Annotated in this window: 20 protein-coding genes and 1 pseudogene; 9 read left to right on the top strand and 12 right to left on the bottom strand. The window is 57.2% G+C overall.

Annotated features, from left to right (window positions below; translation table 11 throughout):
* Positions 1 to 88: 88 nt before the first annotated feature.
* The 5 genes from AD944_RS11240 (at position 89) to AD944_RS11220 (ending at position 6,025) form a co-directional block, all read left to right on the top strand.
* Complete coding sequence (locus AD944_RS11240; protein WP_045541466.1) at positions 89 to 1,786, top strand: thiamine pyrophosphate-binding protein; 1,698 nt, start codon at positions 89 to 91, stop codon at positions 1,784 to 1,786.
* Positions 1,787 to 1,810: 24 nt separating this feature from the next.
* A complete protein-coding gene (locus tag AD944_RS11235; RefSeq protein ID WP_006559350.1) occupies positions 1,811 to 2,554 on the top strand; it encodes a (Fe-S)-binding protein in 744 nt (247 codons plus the stop codon).
* Complete coding sequence (locus tag AD944_RS11230) at positions 2,551 to 3,945, top strand: lactate utilization protein B (RefSeq protein WP_006559351.1); 1,395 nt, start codon at positions 2,551 to 2,553, stop codon at positions 3,943 to 3,945. Before AD944_RS11235 ends, AD944_RS11230 begins: the two co-directional genes overlap by 4 nt.
* Positions 3,942 to 4,529 carry a LutC/YkgG family protein gene (locus AD944_RS11225; RefSeq protein ID WP_035377503.1) on the top strand — a complete coding sequence of 196 codons (588 nt, stop codon included), beginning with the start codon at positions 3,942 to 3,944 and terminating at the stop codon, positions 4,527 to 4,529. Before AD944_RS11230 ends, AD944_RS11225 begins: the two co-directional genes overlap by 4 nt.
* Before the next feature lie 473 nt (positions 4,530 to 5,002).
* Positions 5,003 to 6,025, top strand: a complete 1,023-nt coding sequence (locus tag AD944_RS11220; protein ID WP_045541467.1) for an MYG1 family protein — start codon at positions 5,003 to 5,005, stop codon at positions 6,023 to 6,025.
* A gap of 357 nt (positions 6,026 to 6,382) precedes the next feature.
* Here the strand turns inward: AD944_RS11220 and murA are convergent, their stop codons facing one another.
* The 9 genes from murA to dxs all read right to left on the bottom strand — a co-directional run bounded on the left by murA (position 6,383) and on the right by dxs (position 17,173).
* Entirely contained in the window at positions 6,383 to 7,645 is a 1,263-nt protein-coding gene (gene murA, locus AD944_RS11210) for a UDP-N-acetylglucosamine 1-carboxyvinyltransferase (protein WP_006559356.1), read from the bottom strand.
* 9 nt (positions 7,646 to 7,654) lie between these two features.
* Positions 7,655 to 8,209 carry a dCTP deaminase gene (dcd, locus tag AD944_RS11205; protein ID WP_035377510.1) on the bottom strand — a complete coding sequence of 185 codons (555 nt, stop codon included), beginning with the start codon at positions 8,207 to 8,209 and terminating at the stop codon, positions 7,655 to 7,657.
* Complete coding sequence (locus tag AD944_RS11200; protein WP_045541469.1) at positions 8,200 to 8,418, bottom strand: hypothetical protein; 219 nt, start codon at positions 8,416 to 8,418, stop codon at positions 8,200 to 8,202. Before AD944_RS11200 ends, dcd begins: the two co-directional genes overlap by 10 nt.
* Positions 8,419 to 8,554: 136 nt before the next feature.
* Positions 8,555 to 10,303 carry a carbohydrate porin gene (locus tag AD944_RS11195; RefSeq protein ID WP_236709127.1) on the bottom strand — a complete coding sequence of 583 codons (1,749 nt, stop codon included), beginning with the start codon at positions 10,301 to 10,303 and terminating at the stop codon, positions 8,555 to 8,557.
* Positions 10,304 to 10,729: 426 nt separating this feature from the next.
* The gene (gene hpnK, locus AD944_RS11185; protein ID WP_045541471.1) at positions 10,730 to 11,581 is read right to left on the bottom strand and encodes a hopanoid biosynthesis-associated protein HpnK; all 852 of its coding nucleotides are present in this window, start codon (positions 11,579 to 11,581) and stop codon (positions 10,730 to 10,732) included.
* Between the two features lie 93 nt (positions 11,582 to 11,674).
* The gene (hpnJ, locus tag AD944_RS11180; protein WP_006559363.1) at positions 11,675 to 13,099 is read right to left on the bottom strand and encodes a hopanoid biosynthesis associated radical SAM protein HpnJ; all 1,425 of its coding nucleotides are present in this window, start codon (positions 13,097 to 13,099) and stop codon (positions 11,675 to 11,677) included.
* Positions 13,100 to 13,192: 93 nt separating this feature from the next.
* Positions 13,193 to 14,368, bottom strand: coding sequence for a bacteriohopanetetrol glucosamine biosynthesis glycosyltransferase HpnI (gene hpnI, locus AD944_RS11175; RefSeq protein ID WP_045541472.1), 1,176 nt, complete (start codon positions 14,366 to 14,368; stop codon positions 13,193 to 13,195).
* A 73-nt stretch (positions 14,369 to 14,441) separates the two neighbouring features.
* On the bottom strand, positions 14,442 to 15,095 hold the full coding sequence (locus AD944_RS11170; RefSeq protein ID WP_039904963.1) for an ABC transporter substrate-binding protein: 654 nt from the start codon (positions 15,093 to 15,095) through the stop codon (positions 14,442 to 14,444).
* Between the two features lie 2 nt (positions 15,096 to 15,097).
* A complete protein-coding gene (dxs, locus tag AD944_RS11165) occupies positions 15,098 to 17,173 on the bottom strand; it encodes a 1-deoxy-D-xylulose-5-phosphate synthase (RefSeq protein ID WP_061474855.1) in 2,076 nt (691 codons plus the stop codon).
* Positions 17,174 to 17,575: 402 nt separating this feature from the next.
* On the opposite strand from dxs, the gene hpnH reads away from it, so the two are divergent.
* Both hpnH and AD944_RS11155 read left to right on the top strand, forming a co-directional pair.
* A complete protein-coding gene (hpnH, locus tag AD944_RS11160) occupies positions 17,576 to 18,796 on the top strand; it encodes an adenosyl-hopene transferase HpnH (protein WP_039903878.1) in 1,221 nt (406 codons plus the stop codon).
* 277 nt (positions 18,797 to 19,073) lie between these two features.
* Positions 19,074 to 20,372 (top strand): hemolysin family protein, encoded by a 1,299-nt coding sequence (locus AD944_RS11155; RefSeq protein ID WP_045541477.1) that lies wholly within the window; start codon positions 19,074 to 19,076, stop codon positions 20,370 to 20,372.
* A gap of 129 nt (positions 20,373 to 20,501) precedes the next feature.
* On the opposite strand, the gene AD944_RS11150 is transcribed toward AD944_RS11155, so the two are convergent.
* Complete coding sequence (locus tag AD944_RS11150) at positions 20,502 to 21,551, bottom strand: alpha-E domain-containing protein (protein WP_061474852.1); 1,050 nt, start codon at positions 21,549 to 21,551, stop codon at positions 20,502 to 20,504.
* Positions 21,533 to 23,005, bottom strand: a complete 1,473-nt coding sequence (locus AD944_RS11145) for a circularly permuted type 2 ATP-grasp protein (protein WP_045541478.1) — start codon at positions 23,003 to 23,005, stop codon at positions 21,533 to 21,535. Before AD944_RS11145 ends, AD944_RS11150 begins: the two co-directional genes overlap by 19 nt.
* Before the next feature lie 312 nt (positions 23,006 to 23,317).
* Here AD944_RS11145 and AD944_RS11140 point away from each other — a divergent pair, with 312 nt between their 5' ends.
* Both AD944_RS11140 and AD944_RS11135 read left to right on the top strand, forming a co-directional pair.
* Positions 23,318 to 24,319: a transglutaminase family protein gene (locus AD944_RS11140; RefSeq protein ID WP_052427083.1), complete on the top strand. Its 1,002-nt coding sequence runs from the start codon at positions 23,318 to 23,320 to the stop codon at positions 24,317 to 24,319.
* A gap of 66 nt (positions 24,320 to 24,385) precedes the next feature.
* A complete protein-coding gene (locus AD944_RS11135; protein WP_006558123.1) occupies positions 24,386 to 25,468 on the top strand; it encodes a zinc-binding metallopeptidase family protein in 1,083 nt (360 codons plus the stop codon).
* 108 nt (positions 25,469 to 25,576) lie between these two features.
* Here AD944_RS11135 and AD944_RS17090 read toward each other — a convergent pair.
* Positions 25,577 to 25,824: pseudogene (locus tag AD944_RS17090) on the bottom strand (lytic transglycosylase domain-containing protein); the annotation flags it as partial.

Below are 25,824 nucleotides of genomic sequence, written 5' to 3'. Positions count from 1 at the left end.
GACGCGCCAGAGCACCGGAACGTCTACAGATAAAAGGGCGTTCACCGCATGCGGGCCGCCCGTGGATGTTTTGGTGAAGGAAAGAGGAATGCAGGTCTCATCTGTGGATGCAGCAGGCAACGGCGGCACACGCCGGGGAGCCGCGGTCTTGCTGGAAATTCTGCGTAGCGAAGGCGTAGAGTATATTTTCGGTAACCCGGGTACCACGGAACTGCCGTTAATGGACGCCCTGCTGGAAGTGCAGGATGTGCGGTATATCCTTGGCTTGCAGGAAGCCAGCGTGGTGGCCATGGCCGATGGTTACGCACAGGCAGCGCGCAAGCCGGGCTTCCTTAATCTGCACACTGCGGGCGGTCTGGGGCACGGCATGGGCAATCTGCTGAATGCCAGCGTGTCTCAAACGCCATTGGTGGTTACGGCCGGGCAGCAGGATTCCCGCCACACCATCTCAGACCCTCTTTTGTTTGGTGATCTGGTTCAGATTGCACGCCCGGCAGTCAAATGGGCGCAGGAAGTGGCGCATGCCGACCAACTTCCTGTGCTGATGCGCCGCGCGTTCCATGATTCCATGGCCGCCCCAACTGGTCCGGTTTTCCTCTCTCTTCCCATGGATGTCATGGAAGAAATGAGCAGCGTGGATATTGGCACTCCCTCAGTCATCAATCGGAATGCTGTGGCTGGCGGGCTGGACCAACTGGCGGAAACATTAGCCGCCATTTCCCCAGGCCGATTGGCCATTATTGCGGGCGATGAAGTCTATGCATCGGATGCTGCGGCTGAAGTGGCAGCAGCAGCGGAATGCCTGGGTGCACCGGTTTATGGCTCATCGTGGCCCTCTCGCGTGCCTTTTCCCACGGCACATCCGTTGTGGTGCGGCAACCTGCCCACCCAGGCCACAGCGATTGCCGAACGGCTGAGTGATTATGACGCCATTTTTGCATTGGGTGGGAAATCCCTGATTACCATTCTCTATACGGAAGGCCCGGCTGTGCCGCCGGGATGCGCCGTGTATCAGATGTCTTCCGATGTGAAGGATCTGGGGCGTACATTCTATACGCCGCTTTCCGTGGTGGGGGATATCAAGGCTTCTCTCTCGGCGTTGCTTCCGCTGTTGCAGGCTGCAACAGCCGGGCGGCAGGATGCCTATGCAGCCAATGCTGCCACGGTGGCGCAACAGCGCCGGACGTTGCGGGCCGAGGCTATTCAGGAAGCCCGGAGCCGCCAGAACGAAGCGGTCATTCTGCCACGGGTGGCAGCGTGGGAAGCTGTGCGGGCCATCGGCCCCGATGTTGCGATTGTGGATGAAGCTATTGCAACGTCTTCCGATGTGCGGCTGTTTCTGGAAAGTTCATGGTCTGGCCAATACTCTTTCCTGCGGGGTGGGGCGCTGGGCTGGGGCATGCCTGCTGCGGTGGGCGCTTCTCTTGGTTTGGGGCGTGACCGCGTTGTCTCTCTGGTGGGGGATGGTGCGGCGCTTTATTCGCCTCAGGCCTTGTGGACGGCAGCGCATGAAAAGCTGCCTGTCACATTCGTGGTCATGAACAACCGCGAATATAATGTTCTCAAAAATTTCATGCGGCAGCAGAAAGATTACATTTCTGCACGTGATGGAACATATCCAGCCATGGATATTGTTGATCCGACCATAGATTATCAGGCTATGGCGCGGTCTATGGGTGTACCTTCGTGTCAGGTTACACGGGCTGCGGATATCGCACCTGCCATTGAAGCATCTCTGGCTTCCGGTGGTCCATCGCTTGTCGAAATCATGATTGCGGCAGGGTAAGCCTGTTTTATACCGGAGGGTTTGATGAAGATCGGTCTGTTTATTCCCTGTTATATTGATGCGTTTTATCCTAACGCCGGGATAGCGACGTTGGAACTGCTTGAAAAACTTGGGCAGGATGTTGAGTATCCAATGGATCAGACCTGCTGCGGTCAGCCCATGGCGAATTCCGGCTGCAACTCTGATGCCGCCGCGGCTGAGGCTTTGTTTGTGCGCAATTTTGCCAAATATGATGCCATCGTCATGCCTTCCGGTAGCTGCACCCATCATGTGCGCGACAATTTTGACGCCATTCCGCAGACGGAAGACGTCAAGCATGTGCGCAAGAATACCTACGAACTGGTGGAATTTCTGCACGATATTCTGAAAGTTGATGCTTTCCCCTGGGCAGAGTTTCCGCACAAGGTGGGCCTGCACAACAGTTGCGGCACCCTGCGCGCCCTGCGCACGGCCAGCATGTCCGAACTGGGAGAGCCGTTCTTCTCCAAACCCATGGATCTGTTGTCAAAAGTAAAGGGTATTACCTTTGCAACCCCCAAGCGGCCTGATGAGTGCTGCGGGTTTGGTGGCACGTTCTCCGTAACGGAAGAAGCCATTTCCGCCCGTATGGGGTTGGACAAGGTGCGTGACCATCACAATGCCGGGGCGGAATATATTGTCTCGGCCGATACGTCCTGCATGATGCATCAGCAGGGCTGTGCTGAGCGGAATGGCGTGCCCATTCGCTTCATTCATATTGCTGAAATCCTGAACGGAGCACGGGCATGAAGGTCAAACCAGTCAATCACGCCAAGGCGGCGGAAGAGTTTCTGGAAGACGCCCCGCATCTGACCTTTCATGATGAAAGGCTGTGGGACATGCGTCAGAAGCGCGACCAGCAGATGCACCTGCTGCCGGAATGGCAAGATCTGCGCACACGTGCTTCTGAAATCAAGGAACACACGCTGGCCAATCTGCCCGAATATCTGGAGCAGTTTGAAGCCAATGCCAAAAAGAACGGCATTCATGTGCACTGGGCGGCTGATGGTGCGGAACATAACCGCATTGTTGGCGAGATTCTGGAAAAGCACGGTGCAAAGTCGCTCATCAAGAGCAAGTCCATGGTCACGGAAGAATGTGACATGCGCGCTTATCTGGAGCCGCGCGGTGTAACCGTGACGGAAACGGATCTGGGCGAGCGCATCCAGCAGCTTGATGATCAGCTTCCCAGCCATATTGTTGTGCCCGCTGTGCACAAACTTGTGCCGGATGTGGCAAAGATTTTTGCCAAAAACTACCATACGGACCCGAACGATAACGATCCGCAGTCCCTGGCGGAAGCACAGCGTATGGCGGCGCGCCCCGTTATTCTGACGGCGGATGCAGGCATGACGGGCGGCAACTTCCTTGTGGCGGAAACCGGAACCTTTGTTGTCTGCACAAACGAAGGCAACGCAGATCTAAGCTCTACAGTGCCAAACCTACATATTGCTACGCTGGGGATTGAACGCCTTGTGCCGCGTATGGCTGACCTTGGCGTGTTTGTGCGGCTGCTGTCACGCAGCGCGCTTGGTTCGCCCATCACGCAGTACACCACCCATTTCCGTGGCCCGCAAAAGGGTGGGGAAATGCATATTATTCTGGTGGATAACGGACGCTCCACCCGGCTGGGCATGGAAGAGTTCTGGACGTCTCTTAAATGTATCCGCTGCGGTGCCTGCATGAACACTTGTCCGGTCTATCGCCGTTCCGGTGGTCTGTCCTACGGTGCCGTGTATTCTGGCCCGATTGGCGCAATCATCGATCCCACCTTCAATGAACGGAAATACAGCACCCTGCCGTTTGCCTCCACCATGAACGGAAGCTGCACCAACGTCTGTCCCGTGAAGATCAATATTCATGAGCAGCTTTACAAATGGCGGCGCGTGTTGGCCGAACATCATGAACTGCCGTTTGTGAAGCGGGAGATCATGCATATGGCTGGCAAATTGATGGGTCAGCCCAAATTGTACCGCACAGCCATTAACGGGACCGAGGTCGCGCTCAGCACCATGCCGCGCTTTGTGCTGTATAACTGGCTCAACCCGTGGGGCAAACACAGGGAACTGCCGCACCCGGTGAAGCAGACTTTCCATAGCTGGTACAAGCAGAACCGTCTGAAGAAGGACAAGGCACAATGAGCTCGCGCGATACCATTCTGGCCACCCTGCGCGCCAACCGTCCAGACCCCGCTGCCCATCCACTGCCACCCGTGGCTATGTTGGGGGATATGGATAAGGGGCGTGACCGGTTTGAAAATTCCCTTCAGATTCTGGGTGGTCAGATTTTGATGCCTCAGGAAGGTGACACACTGGCCACGGCCATTGCCCGCCGTTTTCCAGACGCCAAGGTGATCTGCTCCGCTGTGCCTGATTTTGAAGGCACCATTCGCATTGAAGAGATTGAATCTCCGCAGCAGGCAGCGGCCACTGATGTGCTGGTTGTGCGCAGCCCCTTCGGTATTGCGGAAATGGGGTCCATCTATCTAAGCGAAGCGCAACTGAATAACCTTAATTCAGCCGCGCATCTGACCCAGCATATTGTGGTGATCCTGTCTGAGGAAAATCTGACCGCCAATATGCACACGGCCTATCTGGAGCGTCCGGAATTTCACACCGCCAACTATGGCGTGCTGATGAGCGGCCCTTCCGCGACAGCGGATATTCAGGGGGTTCTGATCCGCGGGGCACAGGGCGTTCGCTCCCTGTCGATCTGGTGGGAATAAACACGGCTTGAGAGCCACGAAAAAGCCGGAGGGGATACATCCCGCTCCGGCTTTTTTATGGGGAAAGCCTGCGTCGGAAGAATCCTGTTTCGTCCAGATGTTCACTGTAAGTCTGATTTTAAAGTCGGCTTGAAAATTCAGCTATCGAAGGCAGCGGCATTCTAGAAAGTGAAAAGAGAGATTATCAGCCCGGATGCGGCACGATCAGGGCGTAAATCCAAACGGTTCAGCTACAAAAAACGCCCGTAGACCGCCCACACAGATTGCTCAAACAGCCTGTGAATATCTTGTCGCGTAAGGTTGCGTCTTACAGGGGGGCGTGATCGAAAACGAGCCTCACAATCCGCTTTGTGATGGCTGGAAAATGTGCGGAGGACGCAGGAATGGTGAGAACGCATTGTCTGTATCCGCGCTGTCAGGCATGAAAGGGCGGAACTCCAAACTCTTCTTTCCGTTTGTCAGCAGGTTTTTAGATGTCAGAACATACTCCCATTGGTCTTGAACAAGAGCGTCGATCCATCAGAGCGTTGACCCATTCAGGAAATTTCCATCTTGATGAGACAATGGGGTATGTCATTCTTCATTACGCTCTTGCCCCCAAAGGAGATCTGCGCGCGCGCGTGATTGATCGTGCAGCGTCTGACGGGCTGGAACTGGTCCGCACCCGTGCCCCAGACCAGATTGCTCAGGCTGATATTGTTTTTGACGTAGGCGGTCGTCATGATCCTGCCCAGGGGCGGTATGATCACCACATGAAGGAAAAGCCCCTGCGTGAAGATGGGGTGCCATACAGCGCGGCAGGTTTGTTGTGGAAAGATTATGGCCGCGCTGCTCTACGTAATATTCTGACCAGCCCGGTGGATGATGACACACTGGAGGCAATGTGGCGGACAATCGACAAATCCCTGATTCTGCCCATTGATCAGGATGACAATGGCGTTGCCAAAATGGGCAAACTTTCTCTGGCGGATATTGTCTCCGCCTGTGGCCCTGCATGGGACACAACGGAACTGTATGGTCGGCAGGAAGCGCTGGCACGGGAAGCTCTGGGTTTTGCCAATGCGGCGACAGCGGCGGCGGGTCATCTGGTCAACACGGTTGACCGTGTGCGCGCAAGCCTGAAGGCAACAGACCGCGTTCTGCAAGCCTATGAAAAAGCCGAAGACAAACGGATTCTGCTCATGGAAACCGGCATGCCGACCGAAAAGGTGATCTTCGAGCATGATCTTCCGGTTGTGTATGTTGTGTCTCCGGCTGGTCCGGATCAGTGGAATGTAAAGGCAATCCCGCCCGTGCGTGGGGATTTCGGCCAACGGGTTTCCCTGCCGGAAGCATGGGGTGGACTGGAAAAAGAGACGCTGGCGCAGGTCTCTGGCGTGGAAGACGCCGTTTTTGCGCATCCGGCCCGTTTCATCTGCGGTGCCAAAAGCCGGGAAGGGGCGCTGAAAATGGCGCAGCTTGCTTTGGAAATTGATGCGGCAAACCAGCCGCAATAAGGCGTAATCCTCCTGCCCCGTGAAAATTTTCCGGGGCAGAAGGAAAATGTCAGGCTTGAGCAAAAAAGAGAGAAGGGCAGATCTCTGCCAGTACTCTGTAACGATGCTTGAGTGGTCGGAAAAACAGACAGCCGCTTTGCTTGTTTGCTGTATTTCTCAATTTTTTGCCAAGGTTTGATGAGTGTTGGCACACGACACGTCATCAGGCACGCAAAGCGCCTATAGGGGCCAACCTGTATCAGGAAAATGCAGCCAGTTTTGCAAAAAAGCTGAAGGCTGAGTGGTTTTTACGTGTCTGTTTCTTATGCAGGCATGCTGAACAGGGGCCGGGCTATAAAAAGCCCGGCCTTGAAAATGTCAGTTGCTGACACGTTCGATCTGGGCGCCACAGGCAGCCAGTTTGCGTTCCACCGCTTCATATCCACGGTCCAGATGATAGACACGGCTTAGAATGGTTTCTCCATGAGCTGCCAGCCCCGCCAGAATCAGCGAGAAAGATGCCCGGAGGTCTGTTGCCATGACGGGTGCGCCAGAAAGGCTATGCACGCCCCGGATAATGGCGGAAGAGCCATGGACATTGATGCGTGCGCCCATTCGGTTGAGTTCCGGCACATGCATGAAGCGGTTTTCAAAAATGGTTTCCGTAATCATGGATGCCCCCTCCGCTACAGAAAGAAGCGCCATGAACTGGGCCTGCATGTCTGTCGGGAAGCCGGGGTAGGGTTCTGTCATGATATCAATGCCACGCAGCGCACCGGTGCGGCGCACGCGCATGGCATTTCCTTCCTGCGTTACTTCCACGCCCGCTTCTTCAAATGCGCGCACCACAGCGCCCAGATGTTCAACCTGACCACCAATCAGACGAAGGTCACCCCCGGTAATGGCCGCAGCGCAGGCGTATGTGCCACATTCAATGCGGTCAGACATAATGCGGTGCGTGGTTCCGTGCAGGGCTTCCACACCATCAATAATAATGTGGCCTGTGCCCGCACCGGTAATCTTGGCACCCATGGCGTTCAGGCAGCTTGCCAGATCAGCCATTTCCGGCTCACGCGCCGCGTTGACAATTTCCGTGCGCCCTTTGGCCAGGGTGGCGGCCATCATCAGGTTTTCGGTTGCCCCGACCGAGGCGAACGGCAGCACGATGCGGTCGCCCTTCAGGCCCTCTGGAGCGCGGGCATGGATGTAGCCGTTTTCAAGCGTGATGACAGCGCCGAGTGTTTCCAGCCCCTTGAGGTGCATATCCACAGGGCGGGTGCCAATGGCGCAGCCGCCGGGGAGGGAAACACGGGCTTCCCGACAGCGGGCGAGAAGTGGGCCCAGCACAAGGATGGAGGCCCGCATCTTGGAAACAATATCGTAAGGCGCTTCCGTGCTGGTGATTTCGCCCCCTACGGAAAGGGTGGTCTTGTCACCGTTTACAGCCTCAACCGTCAGGCCGTGCTGGGTCAGCAGGGCGCACATGGTGGCAATGTCCGCAATGTGCGGCACATTGGTCAGTACCAGACGTTCAGAAGTCAGCAGGCCTGCCACAAGCAGTTTCAGGCCAGCATTCTTGGCCCCGCCAATCGTGATTTCGCCGTGAAGGGGGCGGCCACCCCGGATGATGAATCTGTCCATGGGTTCTGCTTACATGCGGGGCGTGGCAACGCCACGCTGGCCCATATATTTGCCTGCGCGGTCTGCGTAGCTGGTCTCACACGGGGTTTCACCCTTGAAGAACAGAAACTGGCAGATGCCTTCATTGGCATAAATGCGCGCAGGCAACGGGGTGGTGTTGCTGATCTCGATTGTTACCTGGCCTTCCCATTCGGGTTCCAGCGGTGTGACGTTCACAATAATACCGCAGCGGGCATAGGTGGATTTGCCAAGGCACACCACCAGCACATCCCGCGGGATGCGGAAATATTCAATGGTGTGGGCCAGCACAAAGCTGTTGGGCGGAATGATGCATTCATCTGCCTTGCGGGACACAAATCCTTCAGGGCTGAAGTTCTTGGGGTCCACAATGGCGTTGTTCACATCCGTGAAAATACGGAAATCATCCGCTACGCGCGCATCATACCCGTAGGAGGACAGACCGTAGGAGATCACGCCTTCCCGTTTCTGGCTTTCTACAAACGGTTCGATCATGCCGTGATCCTGTGCCATCTGGCGGATCCAAGTATCGGGCATCACGGGCATGTCGGGGTTTCTCCATTGGCGGGGTCTGTTGGGGATATGGCGGGCTGAGTATCCGCTTCCTGTTCCTGCCTGCTGCGGGCCTGCTGTTTGCGGCGGCGCAGGTTGGCGCGCAACGCAGCGGCCTGCCGTGCTGCACGGTCAGCTTTTGCGTCTGCTGCCTTGGGCGTTACAGAAGGGCCGGAAGAGGGAGAAGAAGGCGTGTCAGTCATGCCAGCGTCAGAATGTTAAAGTATCCTCTGCTGCCTAGCAGAGAGGCGCTGCCATGCCTAGGTGCCGTGCGCGTCAAAGCGCGCGCGACGCCTGCATGGAACGCCTTCAGATGCATTCCATACAGGGGAATAATGGTCAGAGATTGGCGATCAGTTTCAGCCCCATGATGGAGGCATCCGGAATGTGGTGTGTCTCGCCCGGATGGATCATGTACTGGAACGTGGGCTGGATCAGCACGCCGGGAAAGGCATCTATGGCGTAATAGGCCTCAATGATATGGGAATCGTTCTGCACGCCATGCAGGGTGGAGCCCAGAGAGAGGCCTGCATCCTGCGCCAGAATCTGGCTTTCCCTCCTGCGGCGGCTGACATGATACCAGGAATACAGAACCCCCAGACGGTCTGTCAGACGGGAGGGGATGACCCCCACCAGAGAGAACCCGGCATAGGCCTGATCAGACAGATTGACCACGCGTGGGGTGACATGCACGTAACCTGCCATCAGATAGCCGCCAGCCATCATGTTACGCCCGCCACGCCGATAGATCATCTGATCTGCTTCCACCCAGAACATGTCTGACGGGGCAGACCGTTTTCCGGGAATGGTTTCGGCAACCTTCTCAGGTAGTGCGGAGGAAATCTTGTCCGCATAGCGTGTGGTGTCATGCGCATAGCCGATCACATAGTGGCCTGGCAGACGGTTGCGGGTCAGAAAGGGCTGCCACGTGAATTCGATCGGCAGAGAGAGGCCGGTGGTATTTTCTGCCCCCCACGCCCAGCCGCTCGGGTTGTCGGTCAGGGCGCTGACGGAATACGCGCCCACCTGCAGCGCTGTATCGCGCGTTGGCCGCAGGCGCACCCGCGCGCCCCATGTGGCTTTGGGGTAAACGCTGAAACCCGGATTCTGCTTCAATGCAACAGGCGCGGAGCATGTGACCATGAAGGAGCACAGCAGCGGAGAGGTCGCGAACACATGGGTGAGGGACATGCGGCCGAAAATGACGTCCATGCGGTTCTGCATGAAGCGTTTTTCGGCATACAGATCCACCAGATGCGCCGCCACGTTGCCAGAAAGAGAATAGACTTCCTGCATAGCAACGTAATATTCGCCCAGCCGCCCGTTTTGCAGTGCCTTGCCTGCCCGTTCCATGACCAGTGCATGCACGGACCATCCTTTCAGATGTGCCATCCGTTCAAGGTCAAATACGCCCTGCAGGGTGAGTTCATGCACATAGCTGACCCCTTTCTCCAGCCCCCCCGTCATCACGCCCATGGCTTCTCCCTTGTAAGTGAAGGAGAACGTGAAGCCGCGGTCATGCAGCCAGTTTCTGGGGCCGGTCAGTTGTGGCACCAGATGGCCAGAGCCCGCCGTGGGTACGTAATAGGGGTCGTTCATGTCCATGCGGCGGAGGGCGTCCAGCCGTGGTGGCAGCAGTCCTGATGGTCCTTCCCATGATGTCAGGGCATCCAGCTCCAGCGTGTGGGCCGCTCCCTGTTGATCCCCCGCCGGTGCGTAAGACTGCACACTCATGGTTGCGTAACCGGGGGTTGGCAGAACCGGTACGCCGCTTGGCGGAATAGGTGTGTTGGGCGGGCGCTTGATGGCAGCCGGATCAGGCCCAAGGCTGCCAGCATCCATCATGCCCGTATTCAGCGGGCGCGTGGCTGCCGTAATATTCGGGCGGACCTTGGCGCTCGGGCTGACAATGGCGTCCGTTACGGGGGCTACGGGTTTTTCCAGTGTCTGGGGGGCAGCCGCCGCTTTGTGCGGGCTTGCTCCCCAGGACACTATAAGCGCCAGGGCCAGATAGCCTGTATCTATACGGGATCTGGTGTACGACAGCGGGCGTTGCGTTTTATCGCAACGGGCTTCTGACAGTCTCATACCTGAATTCTCGTTTTGTAGGAAAAAATGGCGATGCCTGAGGCTGAGGCTCACGGGGCCTCTAGCCGTTAACCGTGCAGGGTAAAGCCTACAGGGCTGTAACGTCCTGCGCGGACGTGAACGGCTTTTCGCCATGCCGTTGCAAGGCCAAGGGCGTTCTGAGAAACGGGAGAAAACAGAAGAGTATCAGTCAAACAGCCGGCGTGATGAGAGTGCTGGCGGAACGTTGCTGCGGAAGAGGCGCTGTTTTTCATAATGCGTGGACCATTTCGTTTTTGTTTTTTGAGTGGTCAGGCAGAAGTTGAAACAGAAAGGAAAAACAGCGTCAACAATTGAGTAAGTTATAACAAGAAATATGAGCGAAAACGAAAGAAAATTACCAAAAATGTGATAATTATATCATAGCTTGCAAAGAAACCTGTCGGTTTATGAAGGGATCAGATCCCGCCATCCAGACAACACAGCATGCGAATGCTCTAACCCTGCCCGAAAGCCCGAAGAACACAGCGCTTCAAATTCTGCCTTATGCTCATAGGTGGGCATCAGCTTTTGCAGCAGGGCGTTTTTATGGGTGGCGGGGTGAAAATAGATTTCAGACACACCTTCGGGCAGATGCGCTGCAAGGGCGGCCACCCTGTCGGCGGTCATATGTCCGCTCCATGCCAAGCCGAAGCACCAGTCATTGGTCACCAGCCCTGCGGAAAGAATCTGGTGGCGGAGCAGGTTGGTCCACCGGCGGAGGGCGGAGTCTCCCAGCGTATCCGTGTAGGTGCCAGCCGCGTAAAGCGGTTCCGGGGGTTCCAGCGGTGTGCGCACAGCCCGTAGGCCATACTGCTTGCCAATATCAATCAGCAGACGGCCAACCGTGGGATGGAGATGCATGTGTTTGTGGGCGTTTGCATGGTCCAGAACCAGCCCCGTACGCCGAAAAGCCTCAAACTGGGCCGTGATCTCGGCTGCCAGTTCCTTACGGCCTTCGGGGCGGAAAAAGTAATCAATCCCCAGGCCCAGTTGGGAGGAAGAGAACCAGCCATCGGGCTGGGTGACCAGTGGCAGACGGGTGTGGGGCAGAACAGAAGCCCCTTCAATCACCACCAGATGCAGCCCGACCCCAAGGTTTGGCAGGCGTTTTGCCCGTTCAACGGCATCTTCCGCAGCGGGGCCCGCCACCATCAGGCTGGCGGTAGAAAGCACACCTTCGCGGTGAGCGATCTCAATGGCCTCATTCACTTCAACCGACAGGCCGAAATCATCAGCGGAAATAATGGCGCGTTTCATGGGTAAACCCTGTCTTCCCGTCGCGGAGGGGAGAGTATGGCCAGACACAGGAGCCAGATCATACTCTCCAACCCAACAGGAAGTGGAGCGTTATCAGGCCGCGTTACGGTCGCGCAGGAAGTGGAAGAATTCCACACCTTCACGCAGGCGGCGCTTCATCATCTGCGGAGAACGAACCATTTCACTGACAATGGACGCAATCTTCGGGGCGCGGAAATAGAATTTCTTGTAGAATTCTTCCACGCTGGTGAAAATTTCCGTGTGGGACAGATGCGGATAATGCAGCGGCGCCATCTGCACGCCGTTTTCGTCAATCAGTTCCGCATTGCTTTCATCCAGCCAGCCGTTCTCGGTTGCCTGCTTGTGCAGGGCCGTGCCCGGATACGGAGCGGCCAGAGACACCTGAAGGGTGTGCGGGTTGATTTCCTTGGCGAAATTGATGGTTTCCTGAATGGTTTCCTTGGTTTCGCCCGGCAGACCCAGAATGAAGGTGCCGTGAATCTTGATTCCAAGTTCATGGCAGTTCTTGGTGAACTCACGCGCCACTTCAACGCGCATGCCCTTCTTGATGTTGTGCAGGATCTGCTGGTTGCCGCTTTCATATCCTACCAGCAGCAGGCGCAGGCCGTTGTCACGCAGAACTTTCAGGGTTTCACGCGGCACATTGGCTTTGGCGTTGCAGGACCAGGTGATGCCCATCTTGCCGAGCTCACGCGCAATGGCTTCCGCACGGGGCAGGTCATCGGTGAAGGTATCATCATCAAAGAAGAATTCCTTCACCTGCGGAAAATACTGGCGTGCCAGCCGGATTTCAGCTGCCACATGCTGCGGGCTGCGCGTGCGGTAGCGATGGCCACCCACCGTCTGCGGCCACAGGCAGAAGGTGCAGCGGGATTTACAGCCACGGCCTGTGTAGATGGAAATGTACGGGTGCATGAGATAGCCGATGAAGTAGTCTTCAATCCGCAGATCACGCTTGTACACTTCGGTCACGAAGGGCAGGCTGTCCATGTCTTCAATCATGGCGCGGTCACGGTTGGCGACAATCACGCCATCCTTGTTGCGCCATGTAATGCCGTCCACGTCCTTGAAATCGCGGCCTTCAGCAATTTCCTTGATGGTGTAATCAAATTCGTTACGGGCCACGAAGTCGATCGGAGCACCTTTCAGCAGGCTTTCTTCCGGCTGAACGGCAACTTTTGCGCCCACCATCCCGATTTTCAGGTTGGGGTTGGTGTCCTTGAGCATCTGGGCCACCTGCACATCCTTCGCGAAGGAAGGGGTGGAGGTGTGCAGAACCACCAGATCGCGGTTCTTCGCGTCTTCCAGAATGGGGTCCATACCCATGCCAGCAGGCGGTGCGTCAATCAGACGGCTGCCTTCAACCATGGCGGCCGGCTGCGCAAGCCAGGTTGGATACCAGAAGGATTTGATCTCACGTCGCGCCTGATAGCGGGAACCAGCACCGCCATCAAAACCATCAAAGGTCGGAGGCTGGAGAAAAAGGGTTCTCATCATGGGTCTTATCCTGACAAGGCTGAAAGGTGTTCTGAGAAACTCAGGAAATATGGGTAGGGACTTACCGCCGAGGGAGGGGCGAGACAAGCAGTATCAGCGCTCTGCTGACAAATGCCCCGGAGACGGCGGGGGAATGGGGTGTGGCGCGACATGCATGGTCTGCCCACGCCAGTCCACACGTGTGCCGCTGGCGCTGCCCACCATAATGGCCGCAGAAAGCCAGTCTCTCATGGGCAAAAGCAGCAGGGGCCACAAGGGGCGGGTGCCGACCGTCCGGTCTATGAGCAGGGCGGTCACGGCCCGTATGGCCCATACGCTGAAGAACAGCAGGCACGCCCACAGCGCATGAGGCTGGAACAGAAACACCAGAGTCGCCCAGAAAAGCGGAAGCTGGATGGAAGAGGCCGCATACCCGGCGGGGGCAAGGGTGCAGACTGTGCGGCCCCATCTGAGCTCGTGTGAAAGCAGTTCAGATGTATTGCGTTCCGCAATGGTGGTCCAGGTCAGGCAATCGGCAATGGTGATGTCATAACCCCGCTGCCGCACCAGCCGACCCAGAAGGGCATCATCCGCTACGTGGGGCAGCAGGGCTTCAAACCCTCCCACAGCGTCCAGCATCTCACGCTTCAGCGCCATGGTGGCGCCCAGACAGTCCTGTCGCCCCAGATAGCGGGACAGGATGACGCCCGGAAGGAAGTTGTGGTTGATCTGGCAGGCGGCCAGCATCTGCACCACGGTCGATTTGGCTGGCAGCCCGGCATACAGGGTGGTGACCAGCCCCGTGCCGGGTTTGCTCAGCGCGCTGACAATATGCCGCAGATAATCGGGGGTGACATGAATATCCGAGTCGGAAATGACCAGAATGTCATATTTCGCCTGAGGCAGAATGTTCATCAGGTTGCTGATCTTGCGGTTCATCCCATGTACGGCGGGATTAATCACAATCTGCATATCCAGATGCGGGTGGCGTTGCTGGAGACGCCTGACAATGGTGATCGCGGGGTCATCATCGTCCCGCACACCAAAGAGAATTTGTACGGCCCCGCCAGGGTAATCCTGCGTGCAGAAACTCTCCAGCGCTTCTTCCAGTAACGGCTCGGACCCATAAAGGGGCTTGAGAACCGTTACTGGAGGGAGCGGCGTGAGCGTGACCGGCTTACGCTCCTGCGTGCGGAAACGCCGGAGCAATAGTGCGCCCGCCATGGACTGGACGCACCCGCTAACCGCCAGCACAGCGCTTGCGGCAGCCAGAAAAGGGAAAGCGGACATTACAGCTCAGCCGTCACGCGGCCCAGATATGGGCTGTCGATACATCCGCTTGGTTTCACGTCCCTCTTCCTGCTCAATCTTTAGAAAAGGTTTTAACTTTGCGTTCCAGAACGTTGATCAGGCCCGGTACGCCACCAGATGTGAGCGTGGAGCTGAAATCGGAACGCTGGGCCGCGGCCTGGCTGATGCGGGATTCGCCCAGCAGCACATCAGTAATGCGCCAGCCGGAGGTGCCGTTATGCATGATGTAGCTTACGGGGGTGCCCGGCATGCTGTCGTCTGACCCGATATACGTGTTCACGACTTTATTATCACCCACAGGTGAATTTTCAATGGCCGGTTTTACGGTGAAGCGTGCACCAGAACCCGGCTTGAAGCTGGAAACATAACGGGCGATCGTGAAATCACGAAACGCGCTGAGCAGCTTCTGCTTGTCTTCCGCCGCCAGGGATTGATAGCGCAGGCCGATGGAGGCCTTCAGCACGGCGTCCAGATCATAGGCCTGATCAACTGCAGCCCCGACAATCTGGGAGCGTTCAGCAAAGCTGGCGCTTGAATTCTGAGCCTTGTCCAGTGCGGCATACAGGGTCTGCACTGGTGCGCTGACAGCACTGGCGGGAGCAGACTGAGCAACGGCTGCCGGAGCAAGAATGCTCGTTCCAGCAGCGGGGAGCAGTGCCATGCCCAGACCGAGCACAAGCCCTGCACGAAGAGAAATACGTTTCATGCTCATGATTTTGTTCCCGTTGAGCTGTTTGGCAAGTTCATTGGAAGCATGTCTCCGATGCCCAATGCGCTGAGAGCGGTTTTTGTGATGTGTGGCGCTGTAAGTCCAGCCTGCTCGTATTGAGCGTCCTGCGAATTATGATCGATGAAGATATCGGGCAGGGTGAGGGGACGGAAGCGGACGTTATCAAGCAACCCGGTGCGGGCCAGATGATGGCCGACCTGTGTGCCGAATCCGCCAATCGAACCTTCTTCCAGCGTGATCAGCACGGCATGGTTGCGGGCCAGATTTTCCACCAGTTCCACATCAATCGGCTTGGCAAAGCGGGCATCGGCCACCGTGGGCGGCAGGCCATGGGCGGCCAGCATGTCCGCAGCCTTCAGGGCTTCAGCCAGACGCGGGCCAAGCGAGAGAATGGCAATGCCGCCTTTCTCGCCGCCGGCCTGACGGCCCATCTCCCGGATGATCCGGCCCTTGCCGATCTCCAGAACCTGCCCTTCGGCGGGCAGATCAAGGCCCAGACCGCCGCCACGCGGGTAGCGCAGACCAATGGGGCCTTCATCAAATTCGGTGGCGGTGGCCGTCATGTGCAGCAGTTCCACCTCATCCGAGGGGGCCATCAGCGTCATGCCCGGCAGGCAGCCCAGATAGGCGAGGTCAAACGCGCCAGCATGGGTCGCGCCATCCGCCCCCACCAGACCGGCACGGTCAATGGCGAAGCGCACGGGCAGCTTCTGCAGCACCACGTCATGCATCACCTGATCATAGGCGCGCTGCAGGAAGGTGGAGTAGATGGCGCAGAATGGCCGCAGCCCTTCCGTGGCCATGCCCGCAGCAAAGGTCACGGCATGCTGTTCGGCAATGCCCACGTCAAAAAAGCGGTCAGGGTAGGATTTGGCGAATGCATCCAGCCCCGTGCCTGAAGGCATGGCGGCGGTGACAGCGGTGATCCGGTCATCCGTGGCGGCGCGGCGCACCAGTTCACGGGCAAAGACGGAGGTGTAGGAGGGCGGGCCGGAGGGGCCTTTTTTCTGCTCGCCGGTGACCACGTTGAACTTGGCCACGGCGTGATACTTGTCTCCCGCTTTTTCAGCCGGGCGGTAGCCGTGGCCTTTTTCGGTGATGACATGCAGCAGGATAGGGCCGTTATCCGTATCGCGCAGGTTGCGCAGGATGGCCACCAGTTGCGGCAGATCATGCCCATCCACGGGGCCGACGTAATAGAAGCCCAGTTCCTCGAACAGGGTGCCGCCGGTGATCATGCCGCGGGCATATTCATCGGCCTTGCGGGCCGTGCGTTCCACCGGGGCGGGCAGCTTCTTCACCACTTTTCCGGCCAGTTCGCGCAGGCCCATGAACTTGCGCGAGGACATCAGGCGGGAGAGGTAGTTGGACATCGCGCCCACAGGCGGGGCGATGGACATCTCGTTATCGTTGAGGATGACGATCAGCCGTTCCGCACCGGGGCCGGCCACGGCGGCGTTGTTCATGGCCTCGTAGGCCATGCCGGCGGAAATGGAGCCATCGCCGATCACGGCGATCACGCTGCGTTCGCGGTAGGACGGGTCTTCCTCGGCGCGCAGATGATGGGCCACGGCCATGCCCAGCCCGGCGGAGATGGACGTGGAGGAGTGGGCTGCGCCAAACGGATCGTAGGTGCTTTCAGACCGGCGGGTAAAGCCAGACAGGCCACCGGGCTGGCGCAGGGTGCGGATGCGGTCACGCCGGCCGGTGAGGATCTTGTGCGGGTAGGCCTGATGGCCCACATCCCAGATTACCTTGTCCTCAGGCGTGTCGAACACGGCATGCAGGGCCACGGTCAGTTCCACAACCCCCAGAGACGCCCCCAGATGCCCGCCGGTGGTGGAGACGGCATCAATCGTCTCGGCCCGCAGTTCATCGGCAACCTGCTTGAGCTGCTCAACCGAGAAGTTCCGCATGTCAGACGGATACGTTACACGGTCCAGCGCAGGAAAACGGCCCAGCGTCGGAATGGTCGCACCGCCAGTGGCGAGGGGGGCGGAAGAATGCGATGTCACGGCAGAAAGCGCCGGTTTCTTGTCAGGAGAACTGTCCATGCGATCGTTTCCATCTTCTTGCTTGCGGCAAGCAGAATGCCGTCCTGAGTCGTGGTCGGAACTTGCTGCCCTTTGCGTGTCTTACGTCGCGCAAAATGTCTAGCGGACACTGCGATCCGCCATTTTGGTTTAATGTTTCTCGCCTGAACGCAAGGCTTCCTAAAAAACTAACTTGTGAATGTGTCTTTTTTGTCACATGATTTGAAAAAGGCTTGAGCTTGACAAATGGGCCGACCTATATGCAGGCCAACAGAACCTACGTGGCTGTGCCCGCCGTCCTGAACGGCTGCCGTAAGGCAAGCGGGCTAGACCGGTGCTTGGCAGGGCCACGTTTTTTGACACGTTACTAGTCTCATCCAGTTTATGATGCGGGCGTAAGAGAAGCGCCGGAAGCGGGGGTTTATGGCCGTACCGATAATGCAGGCCGTCAGGGTCGGCAAATATGTCGTCACACAGCATCTCAAGAAGCGTAAGCGCTACCCGCTGGTGCTGATGCTTGAGCCGCTTTTCCGCTGCAATCTGGCATGTGCCGGGTGTGGCAAGATTGATTACCCGGCGGCTATCCTGAACCAGCGCATGACGCTGCAGGAATGTCTGGATGCGGATGCGGAAGCAGGCGCACCGGTTATTGCCGTGGCAGGGGGCGAGCCGCTGCTGCACAAGGAAATGCCGGAAATTATCCGGGGTCTGATCGCCCGGAAAAAATACGTCTATCTGTGCACGAACGCCCTTCTGCTTGAAAAGAAGATGGATGAGTACGAACCCTCACCCTTCTTCTCGTGGGACGTGCATCTGGATGGTGACAAGTCCATGCACGATTCCTCCGTCTGTCAGGACGGGGTGTATGAACGCGCGGTTGCCGCCATCAAGAAGGCCAAGGCTCGCGGGTTCCGTCTGTCCATCAACTGCACCCTGTTTGATGGCGCAGACCCCAAGCGTGTGGCCTCCTTCTTTGATGAAGTGATGGCCATGGGCGTGGACGGAATCATGACCGCTCCGGGCTATGCGTATGAACGTGCGCCGGATCAGGAACACTTCCTGAACCGTCAGAAGACCAAGCAGCTGTTCCGTGACATCTTCCGTCTGGGTAAAGGCAAGAAGTGGCGGTTTACGCAGTCTCCGCTGTTCCTGAACTTCCTGGCCGGGAATGAGCAGTACCACTGCACGCCGTGGGGCAAGCCCCTGCGTAACGTGTTTGGCTGGCAGCGCCCGTGCTACCTGCTGGGTGAAGGCTATGCCAAGTCTTTCAAGGAACTGATGGAAGACACCAAGTGGGACGATTACGGCACCGGTAACTACGAAAAATGCGCCGACTGCATGGTGCACTCCGGTTACGAATCGACCGCTGTGATGGATGCCGTTCGTCGGCCCTGGCACATTGCCAAGGTTGCCCTGTTCGGACCGGAAACAGAAAAGCCGATGGCTCCGGAAATCTCGTTGGCCAACCAGCGCCCGGCGCAGTATGTGTTCTCCAAACAGGTTGAAGAACAGATGGCGGAAATTGCGGCCCGCAAGCCCGCAAAAGCCCCGCGTGTGAAGGTTATCCGCACAGAAGCCAAAACGGATGCGCCTGCCCCGGCTAAAACGGACGCGGCACCGGTTGAAGCAACTGCGGCTGACTGATTTCGGGTTTTCCGACTCCATGAGGAGAAAGGGCGGTTCGGTAACGGACCGCCCTTTCTTTTTGTCCGCAGGGTGAAAAAGGACCAGATCAGGTTGTTTTATTGGTCTGCCAGATATACAGCCGCCGCATAAGAAAGCCTGAGTGTATTGATGTGCGTATAAACGCTGTGCAGCTAAATGAAGCCCGATGGGTTTCTTTGGCCCCGAACTGGTTTCTCGGCGCAGGTTCCCCTATCGTGCGTCCCAGACATTCCGTCACGCAGGACTTCCGTTTTTCATGACTGTTTCCATACTTGTCATTTTCCTCCTGATTTTTCTGAACGCGGTGTTCGCCATGGGGGAACTGGCGCTTATTTCTGTCAGGACACCGCGCCTCGCCATTTTGCGGGAACAGGGGCTACGGGGTGCTGACCGTGCCATGAGGCTTGCTGAAGATCCGCAGATTTTCCTGCCGACCGTGCAGATTGGCATGACTCTGGTGTCCATTCTGGAAGGCACGTTTGGCGGTGTGCAGGTGGAAGCCCATCTGACTCCGCTGCTGGAAAAAATTGACGTCATCCGCCCCATAGCCGGTCAGGTTTCCATGGTGCTGGTGGTGTTGATCATCACAGCCCTCATGCTGGTGTTGGGTGAACTTGTGCCAAAGCAGCTCGCCTTGCGGGAGCCCGAGATCATGGCGGCGCGTCTGGCCCTGCCGCTGGAAATGCTGGCCTACGCCACCCGCCCCGTTGTGGGGCTGTTGCGGCAGTCTTCCAATCTGGTGCTCAAGCTGATGGGAGCCGCCGATGCTGTCAGCCAGACGCTGACGGAAGAAGAACTCAAGGCTTACATTGCTGAAGGGGCCAGAACTGGTGTGCTGGAACATGAAGAGCGCACCATGATCGAACGGCTTCTGCGTCTGGCGGACCGCCCTGTGCGCGCGATCATGACCCCCCGGAATGAACTGTACTGGATTGATCGCCATGCGGGGCGTGAGGCGCTGATCAAGGCGCTGAAACAGACAACTTATGCGCGGCTGGTGGTGTGTGAAGGCGGCGTGGATAATCCCGTGGGTGTGGTGTTGGCCAAGGATATGCTGGACCGCACGCTTGATGGCATGCCTGTTTCGATAGAAGCCGGGTTGCGCCAGATGGTTGTGGTGCCAGACAGTATCTCTGCCTTTGACATGCTTGAACGCATGCGCAGCATACCTTTGGGCATTGCTTTCGTATTTGATGAATACGGGTCTTTTGAGGGAATAGTCACGGCCTCGGACCTGTTTGACGCCATTGTTGGGGAAGGCGTGCATGAAACCCAACAGGCAACGCATACCCACCATGAAGCCACGCAGGACGATGTGCTGCTGCTGGATGGCACGGATTCAGCGGATGAAGTGAAAGATCGTCTGGGACTGCGTACTCTGCCGGATGAAGGTAGCTATCATACGCTTGGTGGGCTGCTGCTTGCCCTTTTGCGGCGTGTGCCTGCGGTGGGGGACAAGGTGGCTTACTCTGGCTGGCTGTTTGAAGTGGTGGATATGGAAGGGCGTCGTGTCTCCCGTGTGCGGGCCAGCCGTCAGGTGCTTGCTGAAAACTAGCAAAACATTTTTCTAACCATACAGAACCTATCCAGTGATCGGCCTGTAACGTACTGCCCCGATCTTGCAGGAGTCGACCAGCATGCGTGACACCATTCCGAGAAGGAGAGATGTCACGCTTTCTGTGTCTTATGACTGGGACTGCATTTCCAGTGCGTAGGGTTTTTCGGGCATAGCTGGCCAGAAAGCGTCCGCCACCTCAGCCTGTAAGAGAGAAAGCTGGCTTTGTACCCAGGTCATGTATTCGTGGAGACCGCGAATAATAATGTCATCCGCTGTCTGATCCAGAAGTGTCACCCGCAAATCGGCCACCCGTTCCTGTAGAGAGCTGCATCGCTTGCGCAGGCTTCTATGGCCCGCCAGAGCCGCCAGCGTTGAATCAAGCTGGCTGAGATTGGTGGCCAGAGACCGTGGAAAACCTTCATTTTTCAGCAGGAAACCCACGACGTTCGCCGGAGTGGTGGTAACAGGCTGCAAGCGCCGGAACGCATGATAGGCGGCAGCCGACCGAAGAACGGACGCCCATTGGGTAATATCAATGTCCGATCCAATTTTCTCGTCTTGCGGAAGCAGCGTATGGTAACGGATATCAATCAGGCGCGTGATCTGGTCACTCCGCTCCAGATGCTTGCCCAGCAAATAGAACAGCCACGCTTGATCCCGGTAGAGTGTGCCTTCTGTAACGCCAAAATGGGTCTGACATTCCTGCTTCAGCCGGTTGCAGATACTGGAGAGGCTATTCAGACGGATATCTGAGAATTCAAGATCCAGAACCCAGCGTGTAAAAATATTGAGCTGCATCCACATCTCGGTGGAAATCAGCGGGCGCACGGCACGAGCGTTTTCCCGGACGGAATGTGCCATGGCCTTGATGGAATTGGGGTTGGCGCGCTCCGTCACGTAAAAGACAAGAACGTCCTCTTCCGTGGCGCTGTCATGCAGGCTGAAAAAACGGTCTTCGTCCGAATTCAACTGGATAATGGAATCCCAGCCGGTATGGCCATCCGGTCCACGCACAAAGGCTTCTGTAACTTCCAGAAGGCGTGCCAGGTTTTCAATACGCTCCATGTAGCGTGCCAGCCACATCATGCTTTCCGCATAGCGTGAAAGAAGATGATTCAGGCCCGGCAGAACGGAGGAAAGACCAAAGGCAATTTGTGTCATGATGCCAGCACCCATGTATCTTTGGAGCCACCCCCCTGAGAGGAATTGACCACAAGTGATCCCTTGCGCAACGCTACGCGGGAAAGCCCTCCGGGCAGAACCCAGGTGGAGCGTCCTGTCAGCGCAAAGGGGCGCAGATCAACATGGCGGGCTTCCACGCCGTCCTCGCACAAGGTGGGGGAGACAGAGAGATTGATCACCGGCTGGCTGATGTAATTTGTGGGGTTTTCCAGCAACCGGTTGCGAAAATCCTCAAGTTCTGCCGCGCTGGCCTGCGGGCCGATCAGCAGGCCATACCCGCCGGATTCTCCCACGGGTTTGATCACCAGCTTGTTCATGTTGGCGAGCGTATAGGCCAGTCCTTCCGGTTCAGCACAGATGTGCGTTTGCACACTGTCCAGAATAGGGTCTTCGTTCAGATAATAACGGATGATACGGGGCATGTAGGCATAAACGGCCTTGTCATCGGCAACGCCGGTCCCCAGCGCATTGGCAATGGTGACATTACCGCGCCTGTAAGCCTCCACCAGGCCCGGCACACCCAGCAGGCTTTCCGGGTTGAAAGCCAGAGGGTCGAGAAATTCATCATTCAGGCGGCGGTAAATGGAATGAACGGGCCGAAGTCCAACAACCGTACGCATGTAAACACGGTGGTTTTCCACCACCAGATCTTTCCCCTCCACCAAGGGAACGCCCATTTCACGGGCCAGAAAGACGTGTTCAAAATAGGCTGAATTATAAATGCCCGGAGAAAGCAGAACCACCTGCGGATCACTTACCCCCTCCGGGGCCACGTCACACAGGCTCTGGTGCAGGCGCAGGCCATATTCCTCCACAGACCGCAGCGGAAGGCCGGAGGCAAGATCCGGCATGAGGCGCAGCATCATATGCCGGTTTTCAATCACGTAGGACACGCCAGACGGGGTGCGGGCGTTATCTTCCAGCACCAGAAAGCGCCCTTCCTGATCGCGGATCAAATCTGTGCCGTTGATATGCACATATACGCCGCCCGGCACGTCTATCTCCACCATGGCGGAACAGTAATTGGGGTTTTTAAGCACAAGATCCGCCGGGATGATCCCATCCCGCAGAATGGCCTGGTCATGATAGATATCATGCAGGAACAGATTGATGGCTTTGACACGCTGTTGCACGCCGCGTTCCACATGGTCCCATTCCTGTGCCGTCAGCACGCGGGGGATCACATCAAAGGGCAGAATGCGGTCTATGGCTTCCTTGTCTGAATAGACGGTAAAGGTAATGCCAAGGCGGTAAAGCTGCGCTTCAACTGCTGCGGCCCGGTGCCGCAGTTCCGCCAGATCAAATTTGGCCAGCCGGTTGTAGATACGGGTGAGGTCAGGCGGTGGCGCGTCCTTGCGGTTGAGGAGTTCGCAGAAAAAATCCGGAACGGAATAATCCGCAAAAATGCCAGCTTTCTGAGCGGGTGCATGTGTTAGCGAGTCAGTCATCCCCTGCCTCCCGATCCTGTTTCTGGCAGGTGGCTTGTGTGGAAGAGAGACCACGCAGGCTGCACGCCAGTTCATTACGATTAATTACTAACGGAGCAAGAATTCACGGCTTTGCCAAGTCGCAAAACCCATATTTGTTGTTTTTTCGAATCAGATGATTGCAGGCTGTTGCTGTCCTGAATAATCCTGTTACCGTAATGGGCTTCATGCTTTTCCGGTTCCCCGTCCCAGAGCAAGGAGGCCGGAGCGGAAGAAAGCAGAGATCAGCGTGTGCAGAGGACTTTCAGACCAGACATCATGAGTTCACATGTCATGCTGAGTCATCACACCCGGTATCAGTATGATCGCCCGGTATGTCTCGGCCCACAAACCATTCGTCTGCGCCCGGTGGCCACGGCAAAAACGCCTGTGCGGTCCTATACGCTCCGCATCGGCCCACCGTGTAAACAGCAGACATGGCAGCGAGATGCATACGGAAATGATGTTGCATGCGTGACGTTTGCGGAACGTGTGACCCATTTTGATATCAGCGTGCAGATGGAAGCGGATATCAGTCCACGGAACCCGTTCGACTTCGTGCTCCGCCCGGATGTGACGCGCTGGGTTCCGCCTTCCTGGCGTGTGCAGTCAGCCCCTGCCATGGCAGGGCAGAGGCAATGGGTTGCGGCAGACCCACATGGCAGTCTGGCTCAGTCTCAGTCTCAGTCTCAGTCTCAATCTCAATGGTCTGTCCCGCACCAACCTTTTTATGGCGCGGCGCAGGAGTATGCGGCCCTTGCGCCTTACCGGCAGGCATCCGCGCCGGGGCCACGCCAGCAGGCGTTTCTACAGGACTGGGTGCAGAAAGCGCCGGTTGAGACGCTGGAAATGCTGGTTGGGCTTAACCGGGCTGTTGCGGCGCATGTCGGTTATCAAGTTCGGCTTGAGCCCGGTGTCTGGACACCGGAAGAAACTCTTGCGCAGGCCAGTGGCTCCTGCCGGGACAGTGCATGGCTGCTGATTGCCCTGTTGCGGAATCTGGGGTTCGCGGCGCGCTTTGTGTCCGGCTATCTCATTCAGGCTACCCGCAACGGGGAAGGAGAGGAAATCCTTACCTGCGATCTGCATGCCTGGGCCGAGGCATTTTTGCCCGGTGCAGGCTGGATTGGGTTTGATACCACGTCTGGCCTGTTGACGGCGCAGGGTCATGTGCCTCTGGCGGCAACGCCTTCACCCGAACATGCTGCGCCGGTATCCGGCCTGCTTGATCATTGTCAGGCAGTTTTTGATGTCTCCATGCAGGCACAGCGGCTGTATGGGCAGGTCGAGGTCTGAAGCCTCAGTGTAAACACTGTTGAAATATGTTGCTCTTTTCCATGCAGGCGCAGAGAGTACTGTCTTATGAGGCTTTTTACCTGCCAGTCCTGCCAACAGATTGTCTTTTTTGAAAATACAGTTTGTGAGGGGTGCCACCATACGCTGGGCTATCTGCCCGGTCTGTTCACGCTTACAGCGCTGGACCGGCTGGATAACGGATTGTGGCGTCCGCTTGCGCGGCAGGTGCGCAAGGCCGAACTGGCTTTTTGCGCCAATCATGCGCATGGGGTGTGCAACTGGTTGACGGCGGCCCCGCAGACGCATCAGGCCAGCTTCTGCGTTGCCTGTCAGTTCAACCGTATTATTCCCAATCTGGAAAAGGCGGAAAATCTGGAGCGCTGGCGCAAGCTGGAGGTCGCCAAACACCGGCTGTTCTATACGTTGCTGCGCCTCAAGCTTCCCATGAAGACCCGGCGGGAGGATCCGCAGAACGGACTGGCGTTTGATTTTCTGGATGACCCGCCTGATGGGGCGGACAATGTCATGACCGGCCATAGTAACGGCGTTATCACCATTGCCCTGAAAGAAGCGGATGATGATCAGCGCGAGCGTATGCGTGTGGAAATGGGGGAGTATTACCGCACGCTGCTAGGGCACTTCCGGCACGAAAGCGGACATTACTACTGGAATCTGCTGGTGCGCGATGGTGGCCGGCTGGATTCGTGTCGCGCCGTGTTTGGAGATGACCGGGAGGATTATCAGGAAGCCCTCCTGCGGCATTACCATCGTCCTCCGCCGGAGGGATGGCGGGAGCAGCATGTCAGCCTGTATGCGACCTCTCACCCCTGGGAGGATTTTGCCGAGACATGGGCGCACTACCTGCATATTGTCTCCACGCTTGAAACCGCATGGGCTTATGGCGTGACCATCAGTCCGGGTGTTGCCGGAGGGCAGGCATCCTGGCCCGACAAGCGCGGCAATCCTTACACGGATGCCTCATTTGAAGACATCATTCAGTCCTGGCTTCCTTTGACCTATGCCGTCAACAGCCTGAATCGCTCAATGGGGCTGCCGGATTTCTACCCGTTTGTGCTGACGGATGGCGTGGTGAGAAAGCTTTCTTACATCCACACTCTTATAAGAGAAGTGCAGGCCCTTCGCTCCTGAAGTCTGGATGCAAAACCGCGCTGGCTGGTCAGCCTGCGCGGTAAGCGAGATGATGGGGAGAGCGGGGCAAAGGCTGTGGCAAGGAGGCGAACTGATATCCGTCAGCCTTCAGTGCAGGACGCGCAGGTTTAGTGTTTGTGCCAGCGCCTGTTCATCCGCAAAGTCAGGCCATTTGTTGAGTGTCAACGCCGTCAGGGAAGGCGTGGGTAGTTTGAGTTTTGCAGCATAAATCCACAGATAGGACAGGGCACGGTGCACGTAATCCCGTGTTTCCGTGTTCGGAATCAGCTCCATGAACAGCAGCGGATCATCTGAGGCAGCCGCCGCTTTTTCCCACCGAGCCAGTGCGGAGGGGC

It is taken from the genome of Acetobacter tropicalis (genome assembly GCF_001580915.1).
In the GTDB taxonomy this organism is placed as follows: domain Bacteria; phylum Pseudomonadota; class Alphaproteobacteria; order Acetobacterales; family Acetobacteraceae; genus Acetobacter; species Acetobacter tropicalis.
The sequence above is the reverse complement of the archived record's forward strand: the minus strand, read 5'-3'. Positions and strand labels throughout refer to the sequence as shown.

Bases quoted from the DNA above. Each gene is read 5' to 3' on its own strand.
- dxs (WP_061474855.1), bottom strand. From the start codon at position 17,173: ATGGACAGTTCTCCTGACAAGAAACCGGCGCTTTCTGCCGTGACATCG.
- AD944_RS11155 (WP_045541477.1), top strand. From the start codon at position 19,074: ATGACTGTTTCCATACTTGTCATTTTCCTCCTGATTTTTCTGAACGCG.
- AD944_RS11220 (WP_045541467.1), top strand. From the start codon at position 5,003: ATGTCAGAACATACTCCCATTGGTCTTGAACAAGAGCGTCGATCCATC.
- AD944_RS11150 (WP_061474852.1), bottom strand. From the start codon at position 21,551: ATGGGTGCTGGCATCATGACACAAATTGCCTTTGGTCTTTCCTCCGTT.
- hpnJ (WP_006559363.1), bottom strand. From the start codon at position 13,099: ATGATGAGAACCCTTTTTCTCCAGCCTCCGACCTTTGATGGTTTTGAT.
- murA (WP_006559356.1), bottom strand. From the start codon at position 7,645: ATGGACAGATTCATCATCCGGGGTGGCCGCCCCCTTCACGGCGAAATC.
- AD944_RS11200 (WP_045541469.1), bottom strand. From the start codon at position 8,418: ATGACTGACACGCCTTCTTCTCCCTCTTCCGGCCCTTCTGTAACGCCC.
- AD944_RS11195 (WP_236709127.1), bottom strand. From the start codon at position 10,303: ATGAGACTGTCAGAAGCCCGTTGCGATAAAACGCAACGCCCGCTGTCG.
- hpnI (WP_045541472.1), bottom strand. From the start codon at position 14,368: ATGTCCGCTTTCCCTTTTCTGGCTGCCGCAAGCGCTGTGCTGGCGGTT.
- AD944_RS11240 (WP_045541466.1), top strand. From the start codon at position 89: ATGCAGGTCTCATCTGTGGATGCAGCAGGCAACGGCGGCACACGCCGG.
- AD944_RS11140 (WP_052427083.1), top strand. From the start codon at position 23,318: ATGCTGAGTCATCACACCCGGTATCAGTATGATCGCCCGGTATGTCTC.
- dcd (WP_035377510.1), bottom strand. From the start codon at position 8,209: ATGCCCGTGATGCCCGATACTTGGATCCGCCAGATGGCACAGGATCAC.
- AD944_RS11135 (WP_006558123.1), top strand. From the start codon at position 24,386: ATGAGGCTTTTTACCTGCCAGTCCTGCCAACAGATTGTCTTTTTTGAA.
- AD944_RS11170 (WP_039904963.1), bottom strand. From the start codon at position 15,095: ATGAAACGTATTTCTCTTCGTGCAGGGCTTGTGCTCGGTCTGGGCATG.
- AD944_RS11145 (WP_045541478.1), bottom strand. From the start codon at position 23,005: ATGACTGACTCGCTAACACATGCACCCGCTCAGAAAGCTGGCATTTTT.
- AD944_RS11235 (WP_006559350.1), top strand. From the start codon at position 1,811: ATGAAGATCGGTCTGTTTATTCCCTGTTATATTGATGCGTTTTATCCT.
- hpnH (WP_039903878.1), top strand. From the start codon at position 17,576: ATGGCCGTACCGATAATGCAGGCCGTCAGGGTCGGCAAATATGTCGTC.
- AD944_RS11230 (WP_006559351.1), top strand. From the start codon at position 2,551: ATGAAGGTCAAACCAGTCAATCACGCCAAGGCGGCGGAAGAGTTTCTG.
- hpnK (WP_045541471.1), bottom strand. From the start codon at position 11,581: ATGAAACGCGCCATTATTTCCGCTGATGATTTCGGCCTGTCGGTTGAA.
- AD944_RS11225 (WP_035377503.1), top strand. From the start codon at position 3,942: ATGAGCTCGCGCGATACCATTCTGGCCACCCTGCGCGCCAACCGTCCA.